Origin of the sequence: Pseudomonas sp. I8001, from assembly GCF_013385345.1 — a bacterium.
Classification (GTDB): domain Bacteria; phylum Pseudomonadota; class Gammaproteobacteria; order Pseudomonadales; family Pseudomonadaceae; genus Aquipseudomonas.
On record NZ_JACAQC010000003.1, the window covers coordinates 95362 to 113815 of the forward strand.

At 58.4% G+C, this 18454-nt stretch carries 14 protein-coding genes; 3 read left to right on the top strand and 11 right to left on the bottom strand.

The window, feature by feature from the left end; translation table 11 throughout:
* Positions 1-25 precede the first annotated feature (25 nt).
* From HX839_RS01615 to HX839_RS01630, 4 genes are all read right to left on the bottom strand, one after another.
* Entirely contained in the window at positions 26-790 is a 765-nt protein-coding gene (locus HX839_RS01615) for an amino acid ABC transporter ATP-binding protein (protein WP_003171943.1), read from the bottom strand.
* A 10-nt stretch (positions 791-800) separates the two neighbouring features.
* Complete coding sequence (locus HX839_RS01620; RefSeq protein WP_003216325.1) at positions 801-1898, bottom strand: amino acid ABC transporter permease; 1098 nt, start codon at positions 1896-1898, stop codon at positions 801-803.
* Between the two features lie 10 nt (positions 1899-1908).
* The gene (locus HX839_RS01625) at positions 1909-3090 is read right to left on the bottom strand and encodes an amino acid ABC transporter permease (RefSeq protein WP_003216323.1); all 1182 of its coding nucleotides are present in this window, start codon (positions 3088-3090) and stop codon (positions 1909-1911) included.
* 72 nt (positions 3091-3162) lie between these two features.
* On the bottom strand, positions 3163-4194 hold the full coding sequence (locus tag HX839_RS01630) for an amino acid ABC transporter substrate-binding protein (RefSeq protein ID WP_003216321.1): 1032 nt from the start codon (positions 4192-4194) through the stop codon (positions 3163-3165).
* 347 nt (positions 4195-4541) lie between these two features.
* Here HX839_RS01630 and HX839_RS01635 point away from each other — a divergent pair, with 347 nt between their 5' ends.
* Together HX839_RS01635 and rhlB are read left to right on the top strand one after the other, a co-directional pair.
* On the top strand, positions 4542-5198 hold the full coding sequence (locus tag HX839_RS01635; RefSeq protein WP_003216319.1) for an alpha/beta hydrolase: 657 nt from the start codon (positions 4542-4544) through the stop codon (positions 5196-5198).
* Positions 5199-5294: 96 nt separating this feature from the next.
* On the top strand, positions 5295-6782 hold the full coding sequence (gene rhlB, locus HX839_RS01640) for an ATP-dependent RNA helicase RhlB (RefSeq protein ID WP_177066653.1): 1488 nt from the start codon (positions 5295-5297) through the stop codon (positions 6780-6782).
* Between the two features lie 11 nt (positions 6783-6793).
* Here the strand turns inward: rhlB and HX839_RS01645 are convergent, their stop codons facing one another.
* Both HX839_RS01645 and HX839_RS01650 read right to left on the bottom strand, forming a co-directional pair.
* Complete coding sequence (locus HX839_RS01645; RefSeq protein ID WP_177066654.1) at positions 6794-11566, bottom strand: RHS repeat domain-containing protein; 4773 nt, start codon at positions 11564-11566, stop codon at positions 6794-6796.
* Between the two features lie 46 nt (positions 11567-11612).
* Positions 11613-12641: a hypothetical protein gene (locus HX839_RS01650; protein ID WP_177066655.1), complete on the bottom strand. Its 1029-nt coding sequence runs from the start codon at positions 12639-12641 to the stop codon at positions 11613-11615.
* Positions 12642-12895: 254 nt separating this feature from the next.
* On the opposite strand from HX839_RS01650, the gene HX839_RS01655 reads away from it, so the two are divergent.
* Complete coding sequence (locus HX839_RS01655) at positions 12896-14032, top strand: FAD-binding oxidoreductase (RefSeq protein ID WP_177066656.1); 1137 nt, start codon at positions 12896-12898, stop codon at positions 14030-14032.
* A 67-nt stretch (positions 14033-14099) separates the two neighbouring features.
* On the opposite strand, the gene moaE is transcribed toward HX839_RS01655, so the two are convergent.
* From moaE to HX839_RS01680, 5 genes are all read right to left on the bottom strand, one after another.
* Positions 14100-14549 (bottom strand): molybdopterin synthase catalytic subunit MoaE, encoded by a 450-nt coding sequence (gene moaE, locus HX839_RS01660; RefSeq protein WP_087692831.1) that lies wholly within the window; start codon positions 14547-14549, stop codon positions 14100-14102.
* A gap of 2 nt (positions 14550-14551) precedes the next feature.
* Positions 14552-14794 carry a molybdopterin converting factor subunit 1 gene (gene moaD / locus HX839_RS01665; protein ID WP_177066657.1) on the bottom strand — a complete coding sequence of 81 codons (243 nt, stop codon included), beginning with the start codon at positions 14792-14794 and terminating at the stop codon, positions 14552-14554.
* Complete coding sequence (gene moaC / locus HX839_RS01670) at positions 14791-15264, bottom strand: cyclic pyranopterin monophosphate synthase MoaC (protein WP_008435663.1); 474 nt, start codon at positions 15262-15264, stop codon at positions 14791-14793. The genes moaD and moaC overlap by 4 nt, the downstream gene beginning before the upstream one ends.
* 164 nt (positions 15265-15428) lie before the next feature.
* Positions 15429-16823 (bottom strand): PhoH family protein, encoded by a 1395-nt coding sequence (locus HX839_RS01675; protein WP_010170407.1) that lies wholly within the window; start codon positions 16821-16823, stop codon positions 15429-15431.
* 349 nt (positions 16824-17172) lie between these two features.
* Positions 17173-18297 (bottom strand): polysaccharide deacetylase family protein, encoded by a 1125-nt coding sequence (locus tag HX839_RS01680; RefSeq protein WP_134327296.1) that lies wholly within the window; start codon positions 18295-18297, stop codon positions 17173-17175.
* Between the last annotated feature and the right edge of the window lie 157 nt (positions 18298-18454).

The window sequence follows — 18454 nt, forward strand, 5'->3', positions numbered from 1 at the left end:
TATTGTTTCAAGCATTACCCATGGATCAATGCAAAATCTGGCTCAAGAACAACTTGGTCCGATCATTCTGCGGGTTGTCGAAGAAGTCATTCGGCGCCGCCTGTTCAACGATCTCGCCCTTGTCCATGAAGATCACGCGGTTGGCCACGGTGCGCGCAAAGCCCATTTCGTGGGTCACGCAGAGCATGGTCATGCCGTCTTCCGCCAGGCCGATCATGGTGTCCAGTACCTCTTTCACCATTTCCGGATCGAGCGCCGAGGTCGGCTCATCGAACAGCATGATTTTCGGCTTCATGCACAGCGCACGGGCAATCGCCACGCGCTGTTGCTGGCCGCCGGACAACTGCCCCGGAAACTTGTGGGCCTGCTCCGGAATACGCACGCGCTCAAGGTAGTGCATGGCAATTTCTTCAGCCTTGCGCTTGGGCATCTTGCGTACCCACATCGGGGCGAGCGTGCAGTTCTGCAGGATGGTCAGGTGCGGGAACAGGTTGAAGTGCTGGAACACCATGCCGACTTCGCGGCGGATCGCTTCGATCTGCTTGAGGTCGTTGGTCAGTTCCACGCCATCGACCACGATGCGGCCCTGCTGGTGCTCTTCCAGGCGGTTGAGGCAGCGGATGGTGGTGGACTTGCCGGAACCCGACGGGCCGCACAGCACGATACGCTCGCCCTGCTTGACGTTCAGGTTGATGTCTTTCAACACGTGGAACTGGCCGTACCACTTGTTGACGCCCTGCATCTGAATAATGCCTTCAGGGCTCACAGGCTGTTTGATCGCTTCACTCATCACAAAACTCCTAACGCTTGTGGCCTGTGTCCAGCTTGTGTTCCAAATGAATGGAATAGCGGGACATACCAAAACAGAAAATCCAGAACACCAGGGCGGCGAACACGTAGCCTTCAGTGGCCATGCCCAACCATTTCGGGTCGGCGGCGGCTTGCTTGACGCTGTTGAGCAGGTCGAACAGGCCGATGATGATCACCAGGCTAGTGTCCTTGAACAACGCGATAAACGTGTTGACGATGCCCGGGATCACCATCTTCAGTGCCTGGGGCAAAATCACCAGGCCCATGCTGCGCCAGTAACCCAGGCCCATCGCGGCCGCAGCCTCGTATTGGCCCTTGGGAATCGCCTGCAAGCCACCGCGCACCACTTCGGCTACATAGGCCGACTGGAACAGGATCACGCCGATCAAGGCCCGCAGCAATTTGTCGATGCCCATGCCTTCCGGCAGGAACAGCGGCAACATTACCGACGACATGAACAACACCGTGATCAACGGTACGCCGCGCCAGAACTCGATGAAGGTCACGCAGACCACACGAATCGCCGGCATGTTCGAACGCCGACCCAACGCCAGCACAATGCCCAGCGGCAAGGCCCCGGCAATGCCGACGGTGGCGATCACCAGGGTCAGCATCAAGCCGCCCCACTGGCTGGTGGCCACGTTGGTCATGCCGAAGATCCCGCCGTGCAGCAGGAAGTAGGCAACGATCGGGTACACCACCAAAAAGCTCAGGCCGTAGACCGCCTTGCGCGTGAAGCGCGAGATGAACAACGGCGCCACACCCACGATGGCCAGCCACACGGTCAGGTCGACGCGCCAGCGCAGGTCGCCGGGGTAGTAGCCGTACATGAACTGCCCGAAGCGCTGTTGGATAAACACCCAGCAGGCGCCCTCCTTGGTGCAGTCGGCGCGGGTGGTACCGACCCAGTTTGCATCGAGGATCGCCCAGTGCAGGATCGGCGGCACGACCAGGTAGATCAGGTAGAACGCCAGCAATGTCAGCAGGGTGTTGAGCCAGCTGGAAAACAGGTTGGCGCGCATCCATGCCATCGGCCCGAACACTTTGTTCGGTGGCGGCATATCAGGTTTGAAAGTATGCGTACTCATGCAGGTTTCCTCACCGCTCGATCAGCGCAATGCGCTTGTTGTACCAGTTCATCAGCAGGGAAATGCTGATGCTGATCGCCAGGTACACGCTCATGGTGATGGCAATAACCTCGATGGCCTGGCCGGTCTGGTTGAGCACCGTGCCGGCAAACAGCGAAACCATTTCCGGGTAACCGATACCGGCGGCCAGTGACGAGTTTTTCGCCAGGTTCAGGTATTGGCTGGTCAGCGGCGGAATGATCACGCGCAGGGCTTGCGGGATGATCACCTTGCGCAGGGTCGGACCGTTGCGCAGCCCGAGGGAACGCGCCGCTTCGGTCTGGCCGTGGCTGACGGACTTGATGCCTGAACGCACGATCTCGGCGATAAACGCCGCGGTATACACGGTCAGGGCCAGGGTCAGCGCCAGCAACTCGGGAATCAGTACCCAGCCGCCGACGAAGTTGAAGCCTTGCAGCTTGGGCATTTCCCAGTGCAGCGGCGCGCCGAACACCAAAGCGCACAGCGCAGGGATCACCACCAACAGCGCCAGGCCGGCCCAGAACTTGTGGAACGGAACACCGGTGGCTTCAAAGCGTTTATTTGCCCAACGGGCCATCAGCACAATGGCGATGATTGCCACCACGACGCTGATCACAAACGGCCAGAAACCCTCCGCCATCAACGCGGCGGGCATGTTCAGGCCACGGCTGCTGACAAAGAACGTGTCGCCGAAGTTGTGGCTGTTGCGCGGCCCCGGCATCGTCAGGAATACCGCGAAGTACCAGAACAGGATTTGCAGCAGCGGCGGAATGTTGCGGAACACTTCCACATACACCGTGGCCAGCTTGTTGATCATCCAGTTGGGCGACAAGCGCGCCACACCGATGATGAACCCGAGGATGGTCGCCAGGACCACACCGATCACCGTCACCAGCAGGGTGTTGAGCAGACCGATCACAAAGACCCGGGCATAGCTGTCCGATTCGGTGTAGTCGATCAGGTGCTGAGCGATGCCGAAGCCGGCACTGCGCTCAAGAAAGTCGAAACCCGAGGTAATGCCCCGGTGTTGAAGGTTGGTTTGCGTGTTGTTGAACAGGTACCAGCCCAACGAGACCACCGCCACAATCGTGATGATCTGGAATAGCCACGCACGCACTTTTGGATCACTGAAGCTGAGCTTCTGTTTTGGTGCGCCGATTTGATTTTGCATTAAGTGCCCCAGAAATAATGGAACAGAACATCACCCGGCGGTTGGCCCACCGGGTGATAGAACCATCAGCGATCAGCGCACAGGTGGTGCGTATTGAATGCCACCGTTGGTCCACAGAGCGTTCAGGCCACGATCGATTTCCAGAGGCGTGCTCTTGCCGAGGTTTTTCTCGAACACTTCGCCGTAGTTACCGACCTGCTTGACGATCTGTACGACCCAGTCCTTCTTCACTTTCAGGTCTTTGCCGTATTCGCCGTCAGCACCCAGCAGACGGGCAACGTCCGGGTTCTTGGTGGACTTGGCTTCAGCTTCGACGTTTTTGGAGGTGATACCGGCTTCTTCGGCGTTGAGCATGGCGTAGCCAACCCAGCGCACGATGGCCAGCCACTCGTCGTCGCCGTTACGCACGACAGGGCCCAGTGGTTCTTTGGAAATGGTTTCCGGCAGTACCACGTAGTCTTTCGGCGAAGCCAGCTTGCTGCGCTGTGCGTAGAGCTGGGACTTGTCGGAGGTCAGTACGTCGCAACGACCGGATTCCAGCGACTTGGCGCTTTCATCGGAGGTGTCGAACGTGATCGGGGTGTACTTCAGGTTGTTGGCGCGGAAGTAGTCGGAAACGTTCAGCTCAGTTGTGGTACCGGCCTGGATGCAGATGGTTGCACCGTCCAGTTCCTTGGCGCTTTTAACGCCCAGCTTGTTGTTCACCAGGAAACCAACACCGTCGTAGTAGGTGATGAAACCCGGGAATTTCAGGCCCATGCCGGCATCGCGGGAGCTGGTCATGGTGGTGTTGCGCGACAGGATGTCGACTTCGCCAGACTGAAGCGCGGTGAAACGCTCCTTGGCATTCAACTGGCTGAATTTGACCTTGGTTGCGTCGCCGAATACGGCAGCGGCAACAGCACGGCACACGTCAGCGTCGATCCCGAGGATCTTGCCGCTGGCGTCCGGCACCGAGAAGCCCGGCAGACCGTCGCTCACGCCACACTGCACAAAGCCTTTCTTCTGCACGGCATCCAGAGTGGCGCCAGCCTGGGCGAAACCACTGACACCCAGTACGGTAGCTGCGGTCACGATGGCCAGGGTGGATTTCAATACCTTCATTCAAACCTCCAGTTTTGCTCTTGTTGTGCCTGCGCTCGAACCCCACCGCACCCTTATGAGGCGACATCGACCCGTGTTGGCTTTTTTTGGGGTCAAACAGCATGAGGTTTTTGCTTTAAGTCCAGTCGCTATCCCACAGGCGCCAGTCACTGATAGTGTTACCGCCTGGGGTGAGCCTTGACATCGGGTTTCACATAGCAAGCCCCGTACCAGACTGATGGCTGAGTCGTTTCAGCCCATGGTCAAGAGCAAAAGATTCAACCTTGCGACATTCTCTTAACAGATCAACCCGTCGCGCACCGTTCCGACGCACTCAATCGGAGCGCACGCACATATATGGAGCAGACATGACCGAACCCTTGATTCTTCAGCCCGCCAAGCCCGCAGACGCCTGCGTAATCTGGTTGCATGGCCTGGGTGCCGATCGCTACGACTTCCTGCCCGTGGCCGAAGCCCTGCAGGAAAAACTCCTGTCGACGCGCTTTGTCCTGCCCCAGGCGCCGACACGCCCGGTGACCATCAACGGCGGCTATGAGATGCCCAGTTGGTACGACATCAAGGCCATGAGCCCGGCGCGTTCCATCAGTGTTGAAGAGCTGGAAGCCTCGGCAAAAATGGTTACCGACCTGATCAAGGAACAAAAAAGCAGCGGGATAGACGCCTCGCGGATTTTCCTCGCCGGTTTTTCCCAGGGTGGCGCCGTGGTGTTCCACACCGCTTTCCTGAAATGGCAGGGCGCCTTGGGTGGCGTGATCGCCCTTTCCACCTACGCTCCCACTTTCGGTGACGAACTCGAATTGTCGGCGAGCCAGCAACGGATTCCGGCGCTGTGCCTGCACGGCCAATACGACGACGTGGTGCAGAACGCCATGGGTCGCAGCGCCTATGAGCATTTGAAGTCGCGCGGTGTCACCGTCGCATGGCAGGAATACCCAATGGGCCACGAAGTGTTACCCCAGGAGATACACGATATCGGTGACTGGTTGGCCGCCCGCCTGGGCTGAAAACCACCCATTGTGTAGCCGCATGACCAACGCACTACGCCGCGCCCGATTCTTGCATTACACTGGCCGGCGTACATTCCTTAACCAATTGATGAGATGACCGTGCTCAAAGCACTCAAGAAGATGTTCGGTAAAAGCGAGGCTGAGCAGCTCGCGCCAGGTTCCAGTGCCCCCGCCCACGTTCAAGGCAGCCGCAATGACGGCCAGCAGCCTGGCCGGACCGCACCTGTAGCCTCGCAAAAAAAAGAGCCGGTGACCACACCCGCCACGGTTAACGTCGCTGAAGAGCCAGCCGCCGACCAACCACGCCAGGAGCCACGCCAGGAAAAGCCGCGCCGTGAACGCGCGCCCAAACCTGTGGTTATTCCCTGGAAACTGGAAGACTTCGTTGTCGAACCCCAGGAAGGCAAAACCCGCTTTCATGATTTCAAGCTCGCCCCGGAACTGATGCACGCCATCCAGGACCTGGGTTTCCCGTACTGCACGCCGATCCAGGCGCAAGTATTGGGCTTCACCCTCGCCGGCAAAGACGCCATCGGTCGCGCCCAGACCGGTACCGGCAAGACCGCTGCGTTCCTGATCTCGATCATTACGCAGTTGTTGCAGACCCCACCGCCAAAAGAGCGCTACATGGGTGAACCCCGCGCACTGATCATCGCCCCGACCCGGGAGCTGGTGGTACAGATCGCCAAGGACGCCGCCGACCTGACCAAGTACACCGGCCTCAACGTGATGACGTTTGTTGGCGGGATGGACTTCGACAAGCAGCTCAAGCACCTGGAAGCGCGCCACTGCGACATCCTGGTGGCCACCCCGGGGCGCTTGCTGGACTTCAACCAGCGCGGCGACGTGCACCTGGACATGGTCGAAGTGATGGTGCTGGACGAAGCCGACCGCATGCTCGACATGGGTTTCATCCCGCAAGTGCGTCAGATCATTCGCCAGACGCCGCCGAAAAACGAGCGCCAGACCCTGCTGTTCTCCGCGACCTTCACCGAAGACGTGATGAACCTCGCCAAGCAGTGGACCACCGACCCGTCCATCGTCGAGATCGAGGCACTCAACGTCGCCAGCGAGAACGTCGAACAGCATATCTATGCCGTGGCCGGTGCCGACAAATACAAGCTGCTCTACAACCTGGTCAACGACAACGGTTGGGAGCGGGTCATGGTGTTTGCCAACCGCAAGGACGAAGTGCGCCGCATCGAAGAACGCCTGGTGCGTGATGGCGTGAATGCCGCGCAACTGTCCGGCGACGTGCCGCAGCACAAGCGCATCAAGACCCTGGAAGGTTTCCGCGAAGGCAAGATTCGCGTGCTGGTGGCCACCGACGTGGCCGGACGCGGGATTCACATCGATGGCATCAGCCACGTGATCAACTTCACCCTGCCGGAAGTGCCGGACGACTACGTGCACCGGATTGGCCGTACCGGCCGCGCGGGCGCGGCGGGCGTGTCCATCAGCTTTGCCGGTGAAGACGACTCGTATCAGTTGCCGTCGATCGAAACCTTGCTGGGCCGCAAGATCAGCTGCGAAACGCCGCCGACGCATTTGTTGCGTCCGGTGGAGCGCAAACGCCCTTAAGCTGGAAGACCTCAGGCCGAATTCCATTCGGCCAGGATGGGTTGGCGAACACGCGAGGCCTCCTGCGAAAAGGCCTCATGGAAAGTGAAGCTGCTGCCCGACATATCGACAAGGCGATGGGCCTGAGGCTGGGGTTGCGGCTGCCCCAGTGGCTGCTGCAAGTTCTCGGCATCGCCCCCGATAGGCGCTGCCGGCTGGCGCTTTCTGATCCGACCGTCGACCGAGCGGTACAGATTGACCACGCGCAAGCCAAAACGCGTCACCCCCCAGGCTTGGCTTGGCAGCGTAATGTCATTGAAGAACTTGTAAGAAGCACCGGTCAGCAACTTGCCAGCGGCCTGCAATCCGGCCCTTGTTTGGGAACTCAATAGACTGAAGCTTCGGACCGCCGGGCTTGCGGCGACTTCAACCGCCCGGGAAGCGCCCGTCGCCGCTATGCCTGCGCCCCCTAAACTGGCCGCGACACCCACCGCTGCAAAGGTCAGCGATGCCCAGTTCAGGACGTTGATTTGACTGGAGCGATCCCAGCCCATCTGATTGTCGACCGCCTCAACGCTCAGTGCGGCAATCCCCAACGTCCCACCTACCGAGGCCGCGCCTGAGGCTACCAACAGCGCGCTCTTGCCGGCAATGGTCAGTGCAGCGGCTTGAGCGCCGATGGCAGCGAGCAAGCCCGCAGTTGCAAGCCCAGCGGTGACCACCGACATGCCCAGTGCAACACCGGTCAGTGCCCACCTGGCCCATGTTGGAAAACTGAAGAGGCCGCTGGGGTCCGACCAATTCACCGGGTCACCGCCACAATAGGCGTAGCTGTTGATCCCGCCCTCGTCAAAAGGACTGAGGGGATCAGGAGAGAGAAACACCATGAGTTCGGGATCATAGGCACGGCGCCCATTACCCAGGTGATAGAGGTTGACCGGTACGTCCAGCCGCTCGCCGTTGTAGGCGGGCAATTGCATTTCCATCATCGTGGGCGACACGTCATCCCGCAACTCGATCCTGGCGTCACCGTAGGGTGCGTAATGCCGGCGCACCTGGTCCGTGATCGGTGCCACCACACCGCGGACGCTGCCAGCGCCGTCAAGAACCAGTAGTTTCTGGTAATTACCACTATCTCGGTAGGCCACCACCTGGTCACCGTCGCGCACGTAACGTGCCCGCATGCTGACCTGCGCCAGCGTGTCGAGCCGATCCCCGGCATAGGCCAGCATCACGGGAGCTTCGTTGCCTCGCGCAGCAAGCACCTGGCGTGCTTCGCCGTCGTACTGGTAGCTGTACTTGTCTGTGGCGGTCTGTACAGCAGTGAGCTGGTCAAAACCGTTGTACGTGAAACCGCGACCGAAGGTGCCCTGTTGCAAATTACCGGCGGCGTCATAGCTCAGGGTCAGGTTTCGTACCGGGTTTGTATGGGTCAGGTGCGTCAGGCAGGCAGGGTCCTTACCCTGGAAAAACCGCTCGCTGCGGTCGCTACTGCCATCGATAAACGTTGTCCGCACTTCAGTCATATTATCGAGACCGTCATAACTGAAACGCTGTTCCTTGATCGCCCGATCCAATTTATCCATCGGGTATTGCGTGCCCTCGCACACATAGGATTTGAGTCGCGAATAACCATCGTAAGTGAACGTCTCGCCCGTGACCACGGCGTCATTCGCGTCTTTCAACGTGCGAGTGGCCAGCAGGCCATCGTCGTAATAGGTGCTGACAATGTTCTGCAGTAGCGCACCGTCCTGTTCCAGCTTGCGTTCCGACTCACGCCCCCATGCGTCAAAGGTCACCGAGTCGGTAAGACGCATTTGATAATTGAGGGTTCGCGCCGAAAGGCGGCCCAGACTATCGTAAGTCCGGATCATGCGGACGAAACCGGTGGTGGTCTGTTGGAGGCGTCCGAACTGGTCATATACGAGGTCACTGTGCTGCCCATCCGCCGCGGAGTGCCGCAACAGCCGCCCACCCGGCGAATAACTCGTCAGGCTAGTCAAGGGCTGGCTGCCCAGCGTCTGGACTTCCTTGGCGAGATAGCCGTTCTCGTCGTAACTCATCTCATGCTTGAGCCCGGCGGTGAGTGATTGTCGCATCGCTCCACTGATGGGGTCGTACTCAAGGTCTATCGGTGCATGCCCTGCCATCTTGACGCTCGTTAATGTCTCCAGCTCAGGATCATGACCGTACTCTTGACGATCACCGCGCGGCGAAGTCACCGCCACTGGCGCAACCTGGTTGGGCTTGTACTCCCAGGTCGTGGCTGTTGCGTTGCCACGCGCTTGGGAAATGACGCGGCCCAGGCTGTCGTATTCACGCGTGCCAAGCAGCTTGCTGTCTACGGTGAGGGTGCGCACCATTGGCTCGCTGGTGCCAAGCGCATACGTCGTCAACCGCTCACGGGGCGGCGTTCCGTCGGATGGGGTTTCCAGGCTGCGCACCACACGATCAAAAATGTCATAGGCGTATTCAGTCTTGGTCTTCCTGGCATCGATGCGCTCCGTGCAGCGGCCCAGCCCGTCATAAGTACGGGTTTCCACCACAATGCGCGCACCGCCAACGCTCACCCGCTCAACCCGTGCCGGTTGATTGTGTTCGTTGAACCAGGTTTCCAGTTGCGCGTCACCTTGCACCCCCGTCACCCGGCGGTTGAGGAGCGGGTCATATTCATCGATCAATACCCGACCATCGGGTTGAGTTACCGTCCACGGGTTGCCCCAAATGTTATAGGCGTGGCTGGTTTTCAATGTACGCGGCCCATCACCCAGATAATCCAGACGGGTTTGCTTCACGAGCCGCCCGAGTGCGTCGTACGCCCAGGAACCCAGAAGCCTGTCATTGTCCGCGATGCCATCAAGCGATTGCGCAGCAGAGAGCTGGCGTCCCATGCCATCGAAATACGTGAAGAGCACGGTGCCTTGTGCATCCGTGGTGACCAAATGGGCCATCTTGGCCCCGGCCGAAAAGTGATAGGCATAACGACGTCGGGCCATCTGGAGCGTGGCTGGCGCGGCGGTTTCCGATGTCAGCCGCCCACTGACATCGTACGTCATCGCCAGGCTGCCGACGGCATCACGTGTCATGTCGAGCAGACGCTGATTGGTCAGTGACCACGTGCGCGCGGACTCGAGCCATTGACCAGGCTCACGCCCCTTCAAGCTCCGGACTTCGGTGATCGAGTCGCCATTGAAGGTGCAGGTGAAATCGGAGACCAGAGAGAGCTTGTCGATCGTCGTCGTGGAGCTTTTCAAGCGACCATGCAGGGCGGGGTTGGCGGCCACAGAATGATAGGTATAAGACGTATGGGTGCCCCCTTCAAGGTTGATGGCAAGCGGCATGACGAAGTAGCCGCCCCCCGTTATCGAGACGTCGGTGTGGGAATGTTCAGTGGTCCGAGCCGCAGTGGTCGATCTGGCCGGGAAAAGCTTTTCCAGCTTCAGGTAACGTTGAAAGAGTCCATGGGGGTCGGCAGGGCATCTTCGGGGCTCGCCGGTCACCGGGTAATAAGTGTATTCGGTGCGTACGCCGGAGGCCTCGGTGCGGCTTAGTTCGTTGCCGAAGTCATCGGTGGTGATACTGACCACTTCCGCCCTTGGGGGTTTGCCACCCTGAGGATACAGCTCAAAGGTCTTGGTGATGCGGCTCGGAAGTTGGAGATTGGCGGGCTGATTTGGAAACTGGACGCCCCGAACTTCATTGTAGACAGTCTCGGTTTTGACCTGGCTGCCATTGGCTAGCATTAATTCCTCAGTCAACAGGTGAAAACGATTATAAGTGGCGCGGGTAGACCGCAGGGGCTTGCCATTATTATCAACGTAAGTTTCTTCCGCCCAATAAGCGTACTCGCTATCCACCCGATACAAATTATCCTGGCCCTGGCGAAATCCGCCATTCAGAGGATATCCCGTGAAGTTACGGTTGGGACTGTAGTTATAAGAGCGGACGACAGAGGGCTGCCCGCGTCCGGGGTTTTGCTCCCAGTAGGTGACGACCGGAATATACAAACGGGCATCGTATTGATGCCCATTTGAGTTATACCGAATTATCTCCTGCCCCCCCATGGGTGTCATAACCTGCGAAATAGCTACCATTGCATCAGGCAACCTGAGGTACTGAAACGAATAGGCCTCACTTGCGACTGGCCCGGCCAAGTCATAAGGAACCGTGACCTTGGTCAGTTGATTGTCGATATGAGTATATTCAAATCGCGTACGGGCATAACGATTACCATCAATTAGTGTATCGGCGGTTACCAGCGATCCGGCGGAATACTTCAACATCAACAGGTCGGTTTCTTTATCGTCAACAATGCTCTGCAATAAGTTATTACCGCCATACCGGAAGGTCAGCCGCTCGCCATTTTCGAACTGGATGGCACTGATCTTATAGGGACCGGGAATGCTGAGGGGACGCAGGATTTCGACAGTGCCATCCTTGTAAATTACGTGCAGCGTATTTTGCGCAACCCGTTTTATGGTGAGGTCCTTCAACTTATGGTCGGTAATAACAGCATTGTCCCCTACGGAGGGCAGCCCTTGGGTTAGATATTGTTCACCGTTGAGTAGCGTAAGCTTGAAGCTGTTCGGGTCAAATTCGGTATTCGACAAGCTCCAGCCTTTACCGTAGCCACTGTTGCGGGTATCCATCATCGAGAACGCCAAGGCAATCTCTCGGCTGATCTCTAACGGCCCTTTTGGGCTCAAGACTGCCAAACGAACCAGACACCCATACTGCCCGGTACGCAGGTCAACCGAACCGCCGAGGTGGGCACTGAAATTAAACGCGTTCGAATAGATGTCCATAGGTCCACCGCTTCGCACTTGGAGAGGGGATGAAATGCCTGGAACGTCAGGGTTTTGAAGTGGCGCGCAGCACCATCACATTGTAATTGTCGGTCTCGGTCAGGTAATAGTGATGCGAGCAGCCATAACTATCGACCATTGTCCAAATACTGGCCCCTTGTTGATCGGTGTTGGGGTTATTTAACCAGGCCTTGACTCGCGCAGCACGCATGATGGTATTGCGCTTGTTCGCAGGAATTAGTTCATTTCCCCCTGAAGATTTTTTCAGCAGGCTATTCATTGTGATGTTTCCAACAGTATTACCCCGTATGACACCGCCGATCTGTCTAATACCGTGCCCAATGTCCCGAGTGTAGTAAATATCAAAGTGATCCCCCTGAACAGATGGATCTTTTAATTTTACGGGATCAGTCGGAGGTATATTCTCGACAAATCTCAACCCAAGGGGTGGCGTCCAATAATAAATATCCACATCCACACCCTGCACTGAAAAGGCGTCGGTATCAGCCCAATGATCGAGCCGCTCAGCGGACAATGTATAGGGTTCTTGGGATCTTACAGTGACAGATGATTGATAATTAATATTATCTCTAAGCATATTAGTTGTGTACGTTTTATTACCCACCGTAATTCTTGCCATAAATTTCTGACTACCCGCTGATGTCTGATCACACCTCAGGTAACGCTTCACATTTTCGAGCGGACCAATACCGGGTATCGGCTGAATAATAGGGTTCGAATGGACAGTAGTCGTGCTGGGCGCCTCAAGTAACCCCGACCACCGCCCCATATGAAACTCATTCCTTTTTGTATCACAATACCATCCGTCTGGCATTGTCGCTGCTGGGTTTGTGGAATACTCAACCACCGTGGCGCTTTCAAGCTCCTTCTCCTCAAACTTTTCCAGCTCCCATATACCATCAGCGTTTCTCCTCTCCTTCTGGACAATTATATCGACTTGGCATTGCTGTTTGCCACCCAGATACACTTCACTACTAACTACATTACCACCGCCAGGGCTAGGGAATTCAATATCAAACGTTTTTAAACGAACATTGGGATCTTCCGCTTTCATTTCCTTCTCCTTATCCAACATAGAGAACAGTTATCATCAACGCCACATCTTGTACCGGCCTGATGCAAGTAAGCGCTTTATAGAAGGGACCGCCTACTGTTAGAAATAACAGTTTTTCCGGAATTTTCAGGTCAAAAGGAAATAGCGATTTCCTGCTTTATCGCCAGGCTGAATATAAATGTGAAAGCGGGCTTGTGGGGGAGCAAGCAAGCCTGCACATTTGGTTTCAGCATTTTCAAATCCAGGAGGAACACATGAACCAGGCCGACTACCTCATCATCGGCGGTGGCATCGCCGGCGCATCCGCCGGCTACTGGCTGTCACACCATGCGCGCGTCATCGTGCTGGAACGCGAGTCGATGCCGGGTTACCACTCCACCGGCCGTTCCGCCGCCCTGTACATCGCCGCCTATGGCACGCCCCAGGTCCGCGCGCTGACGCTGGGCAGCCGCGCCTTCTTCGATCAGCCGCCCGCAGGCTTTGCCGAACACCCATTGCTCACCCCACGGGGCGAATTGCTGGTGGACTTGATTGGCGACCCCGGTGAGTTGCAGCGCCAGTACCTGAGTGCCAAAGCCCTTGTGCCAGAAACGCGACTGCTCGACGTCGAGGAGTCGATGGCCATGATGCCGATCCTGCGCCGGGAAAAAGTCCATGGCGGGATCTACGACCCGACCGTGTGTGACATCGATACCGATGCGCTCTATCAAGGTTACCTGCGCGGCATTCGGCGCAATGGCGGAGAAATCCACACCGACAGTGAGGTGCAGAAACTGACCCGTGACGCTCAAGGACTCTGGCAGGTGCGCACGGCCCAACAGCACTTCAGCGCCCCGGTGATCATCAACGCCGCCGGCGCCTGGGCCGACCATATCGGCGAGTTGGCCGGTGCACAGAAAATCGGCCTGCAACCCAAACGTCGCAGCGCGTTCGTCTTCTCTCCACCCGCCGAGCTGAACATCCACGCATGGCCGGAGCTGGCGGCCCTCGACGGTTCGTTCTATATGAAACCCGACGCCGGCATGTTCCTTGGCTCACCGGCCAATGCCGACCCGGTGGAGCCCCACGATGTGCAGCCGGAAGAGCTGGACATCGCCACGGGCATCTATCACATCGAGGAAGCCACCACCCTGAGTATCCGCCGGCCTGCGCGGACCTGGGCCGGGCTGCGCAGTTTCGTCAGCGATGGTGATCTGGTCTGCGGGTTCGATCCACAAGTGGAGGGATTGTTCTGGATTGCGGCTCAGGGCGGCTACGGGATCCAGACGTCTCCGGCGATGGGCCAGGCCAGTGCGGCGCTGGTGCGCGGCAAGCCTTTGCCGGATGCATTGGCGGCGTTCGGGTTGACCAAAGCGATGCTGTCGCCCCACCGGCTGCACACCTCGACCTGACCTGTGTGGCGGGGGAGCTTGCTGTGGGGAGGGAGCTCCCTCCCCACAGCAAGCCCCTCGCCACACGTTATTTCCAGCGGTCAGCGGCTGCGTGATCGCTGTCGCGCCCTTCCACCCAGCGTGGCCCTTCGCTGGTGTTTTCCTTCTTCCAGAACGGAGCGCGCGTCTTCAGGTAGTCCATCACAAAGGCGCAGGCATCGAACGCGGCCTGACGATGGGCACTGGCCGCCGCAACAAACACGATCGGCTCACCCGGCTCCAGGGCGCCAATGCGATGCAACACTTCCAGCTTGAGCAGCGGCCAGCGTTGCTCGGCCTCCACGGCGATTTTGCCGAGGGCCTTTTCAGTCATGCCCGGGTAGTGTTCGAGGAACATCCCCGCCACATCCAGGCCATCATTGAAGTCGCGCACATAGCCGACAAAACTCACCACCGCGCCTACGCCCACATTGGCCGCATGCATCGCATTGACCTCGGCGCCGGGATCAAACGCCTCAGCCTGCACCCGAATCGCCATGGTCAGCCTCCGGTCACGGGCGGGAAGAATGCCACTTCGTCGCCAGCCTGCAGCGGCTCATCAAGGTCGCACAATTCCTGGTTACGAGCGCACATCAGGCTGGCCTCATTGAGCACTGCGAATTCCGGGTCACCGGCCAATGCCTGGCGTACAGCGTCGACCGACGCGAAATCGCCTTCCATCTCCAGGGAGTCCAGGCCAATCGCCTCGCTGTAGCGCGCAAAAAACAGTACGTTGATGCTCATGCCTGGTCCGCCTTGAAATGCCCGCTCTTGCCGCCGAGTTTCTCCAGCAGCCGAATGGTTTCGATGGTCATGCCACGGTCCACGGCCTTGCACATGTCGTAGATCGTCAGGGCGGCAACACTGGCCGCGGTCAACGCTTCCATCTCCACGCCGGTCTGCCCGGAGAGTTTGCAGCGGGCGACGATGCGCACCGCGTCCAGGCCATCGGCACTGAGCTCGACCTTGACCCCGGTGAGCATCAACGGGTGGCACAGGGGAATGAGATCACTGGTTTTTTTTGCGGCCTGGATCCCGGCGATACGGGCCACGGCAAACACGTCGCCCTTGGGGTGGGCGCCGTCGACAATCATTTTCAGGGTCTCGGGCAACATGCGCACCCGCGCTTCGGCCACCGCTTCACGGAACGTCACGGCTTTTTCAGTGACGTCGACCATGTGGGCGCGACCTTGGGAATCGAGATGAGTCAGCACAGGGATACTCCTGATCAGGAGCCCCGATTGTAAACCCAACGCCGATCAAATGTGGGAGCTGGCTTTTGTGGGAGTCGGGCTTGCCCGCGATGCAGGCACCTCGGTATGTCAGTTACACCGAGGTGATGCTATCGCAGGCAAGCCAGCTCCCACATTGACCGTGGTTACAGGTGAGATTCGGCGTATTCGGCCAGAATCGAGCGAGGGACGCCTTGCAGCGCAATGTGCACGCCGTTCGGGAAGTCCTTGAAGCGTTCCGTCAGGTAAGTCAGCCCGGAGCTGGTCGCGGACAGGTAAGGGGTGTCGATCTGTGCCAGGTTGCCCAGGCACACCACTTTGGAACCGGCGCCGGCACGGGTGATGATGGTTTTCATCTGGTGCGGCGTGAGGTTCTGGCATTCATCGATCAAAATCAGGCTCTGCTGGAAGCTGCGACCTCGAATGTAGTTGAGGGATTTGAACTGCAACGGCACTTTGCTGAGGATGTAATCGACGCTGCCATGGGTGTTTTCGTCATCCATGTGCAAGGCTTCGAGGTTGTCGGTGATCGCCCCCAGCCACGGCTCCATTTTTTCCGCTTCGGTGCCGGGCAGGAAACCGATTTCCTGGTCCAGGCCCTGCACGCTGCGGGTGGCGATTATGCGGCGATAGCGTTTGGTAACCATGGTCTGTTCGATGGCGGCGGCCAGGGCGAGGATGGTTTTCCCCGAACCTGCGGCGCCGGTCAGGTTGACCAGGTGGATGTCCGGATCAAGCAAGGCATACAGCGCCAGGCTCTGGTAGATATCACGCGGTTTCAGGCCCCAGGCTTCCTGGTGCAACAGGGGTTCCTGATGCAGGTCGAGGATCAGCAGCTTGTCGACCTGGATCTCTTTGATCCAGCCCACAAAACCCTGTTCGTCGATGATGAATTCGTTGATGTGCACAGCCGGCAGGTTGTCGATCAGCTGTACCTGGTGCCAGGTGCGGCCATGGTCCTGACGGGTTTCGACCTTGCTGACGCGATCCCAGAACGAGCCGGTCATGGTGTGATAACCACGAGACAGCATCGACACGTCGTCAACCAGTTGGTCGGTACTGTAGTCCTCGGCAGCGATCCCACACGCTCGTGCCTTGAGGCGCATATTGATGTCTTTGGTCACCAGCACCAGGCGCAGGTCCTTGTCGCGTGCGTGCAGGTCGATCAATTGGTTGATGATTTTGTTGTCGTTCAGATTTTCCGGCAGCAGGCTGTTGGGCTCGCTGCGCTTGCTCATCAGAATCGACAGCAAGCCCTTGGGCCCGCTTTTGCCACGCTGGATCGGTACGCCCACCTCGACGTCGTCGGGGGAGGCTTCGCCGAGGGTCTTGTCGATCAGGCGGATGGCCTGGCGGCATTCGGCGGCAACGCTGTGGTGCCCGCTTTTGAGTTTGTCGAGTTCCTCAAGCACGATCATCGGGATGGCGACGTGGTGTTCTTCGAAGTTGAGCAGTGCGTTTGGATCGTGAATCAGTACATTGGTATCAAGCACATAAAGGATTGGCTGGTCGGAAGAAGGGTTACGTCCATGATCATCCATACTCGGTCACCTTTGTGGGAGCCAGTCGACGCAATACCGCGACAGTGCTGCGCCTCGATTCGACCGTCGAACGCACTTGAGGGGCGTCAAGTGCGGTGCACACAAGAGGTGTCTTGGAAGACGCCACCTGTGTTGCAGGTTTCGGCTGTCTGTCTTCGTAATACCGCAAAACACATGACAGGAAAAAGCACTTTGACGCTTTTTTGAAGTTTATTTTTCAGGATGACGAATAGCACTAGGCGCGCCGGCATTGCACCGTTAAAGTCGGAAGTCCGCCTGTGTCGAAATACCTCCCAAATTCCCCCCTGAAAAACCTCAGCCCCAACAGGGCCGGGCTTTTCGTGCTTTTTCAGCGAAACGCTTCGCGGCAATCCTGCCAGCCGAGTCCACTTTCTGCCGTGGCGTGTAAAAGCCAGGGTAAAGCGATGCGCGCCTTGTCCTGGGTGTCGTGGAAGACGATCACCCCGCGCCGCCACAACAGCATCAGTGTGAGCACGCGGTTCGCCGACTCATCAGCCTTGAGCTTGCCGGGTTCGTCTTCCGAGTCGATGTCCCACAAGGCTACTTGCAGCCCTTGTGACTGGAAAAATCCCTGGCTGTCGGACCGGCGCTGACCGTACGGCGGGCGGAACAGCGGCAGGTAGTTTTCCGGCATCAGGTTTTGCGCCAGGGAGGCGCTGCGGGTGATGGACGACTGCCAGTCGACCCAGTGGCTATGGGAGCGGTACTGCCAGCCCTGGATGCCGACGCACTGGCCCTGGTACAGCGCCTGCACATCGGTGGCCGAACTTTTCTCGACGCGGGTTTGCAGGCTGTTGCCCAGCACGAAGAAGAGGCCGTGCATTTTCTGTTTGCGCAGGTAGTCGGCGAGCCAGTCGGTATTGCCGCTGACCGGGGACGGTCCGCTGTCGAAGGTCAGCAGGAACATCCGGTCGTTGAGTTCGTCGCCGTTGCGCTCGTGGTCGCCGAAGCGCGCGATTTCGCTGCTGATCTGGGGGAACAGGGCGGCCTTGCGCAACTGTTCATCCAGGTAGCGCTCGTGGAATGCGCGGCTGGGGCCGGCCCAGCCTATATAGAAGGAGTTGTCGCTGACTTCGAATTTGGCGGCTTGTTCGCGCAGGTCGTCCATGTTTTCCACCAGGTAGCAGAAGGAGGCGTCCTGTTCGCAGCTTTGTTGGGCGAAGGTGTAGTTCTCCAGTAGCCGTTGCCAGAGTTGACGGCGCAGGTCGTCGATCGAGGCCTGGTTGATGATCTTCAGGCCCAGGCGCTGCTTGAGGGCGGGTTCGTCGAGGGATTCGCTGGCGAGCAGGGTGTGGGCGAACATCAGGATTTCTGCGCGTGAGGCGACGTCGAACAGGGCGGGGCTGCTGAGGCGTTCGGGCCAGGTGCCGCGGTCCAGGGTCGCGACATCCACGGGGGCGGCTTGGGCGCCCAGGCAGATGAGCCAGGCTGACAGTAAAAGCGCAATTCGCACGAAGGGTCTCCCTTTCCAGAGTCGTCGGGCACTATAGCCGATCACATTGGATTGGTTGGTGTGCATATCCGTTGCTGCGGTAACGGCTGCTGACGGTTCCGCTCTTACAGCGGCTCACTTTTGAAAAGCGCAAAAGTAAGCAAAACGCTCTTGCCCC

Bases quoted from the DNA above. Each gene is read 5' to 3' on its own strand.
- rhlB (WP_177066653.1), top strand. From the start codon at position 5,295: ATGACCGTGCTCAAAGCACTCAAGAAGATGTTCGGTAAAAGCGAGGCT.
- HX839_RS01650 (WP_177066655.1), bottom strand. From the start codon at position 12,641: ATGAAAGCGGAAGATCCCAATGTTCGTTTAAAAACGTTTGATATTGAA.
- HX839_RS01635 (WP_003216319.1), top strand. From the start codon at position 4,542: ATGACCGAACCCTTGATTCTTCAGCCCGCCAAGCCCGCAGACGCCTGC.
- HX839_RS01655 (WP_177066656.1), top strand. From the start codon at position 12,896: ATGAACCAGGCCGACTACCTCATCATCGGCGGTGGCATCGCCGGCGCA.
- HX839_RS01625 (WP_003216323.1), bottom strand. From the start codon at position 3,090: ATGCAAAATCAAATCGGCGCACCAAAACAGAAGCTCAGCTTCAGTGAT.
- HX839_RS01615 (WP_003171943.1), bottom strand. From the start codon at position 790: ATGAGTGAAGCGATCAAACAGCCTGTGAGCCCTGAAGGCATTATTCAG.
- moaD (WP_177066657.1), bottom strand. From the start codon at position 14,794: ATGAGCATCAACGTACTGTTTTTTGCGCGCTACAGCGAGGCGATTGGC.
- HX839_RS01620 (WP_003216325.1), bottom strand. From the start codon at position 1,898: ATGAGTACGCATACTTTCAAACCTGATATGCCGCCACCGAACAAAGTG.
- moaE (WP_087692831.1), bottom strand. From the start codon at position 14,549: ATGGCGATTCGGGTGCAGGCTGAGGCGTTTGATCCCGGCGCCGAGGTC.
- HX839_RS01645 (WP_177066654.1), bottom strand. From the start codon at position 11,566: ATGGACATCTATTCGAACGCGTTTAATTTCAGTGCCCACCTCGGCGGT.
- HX839_RS01630 (WP_003216321.1), bottom strand. From the start codon at position 4,194: ATGAAGGTATTGAAATCCACCCTGGCCATCGTGACCGCAGCTACCGTA.
- HX839_RS01675 (WP_010170407.1), bottom strand. From the start codon at position 16,823: ATGGATGATCATGGACGTAACCCTTCTTCCGACCAGCCAATCCTTTAT.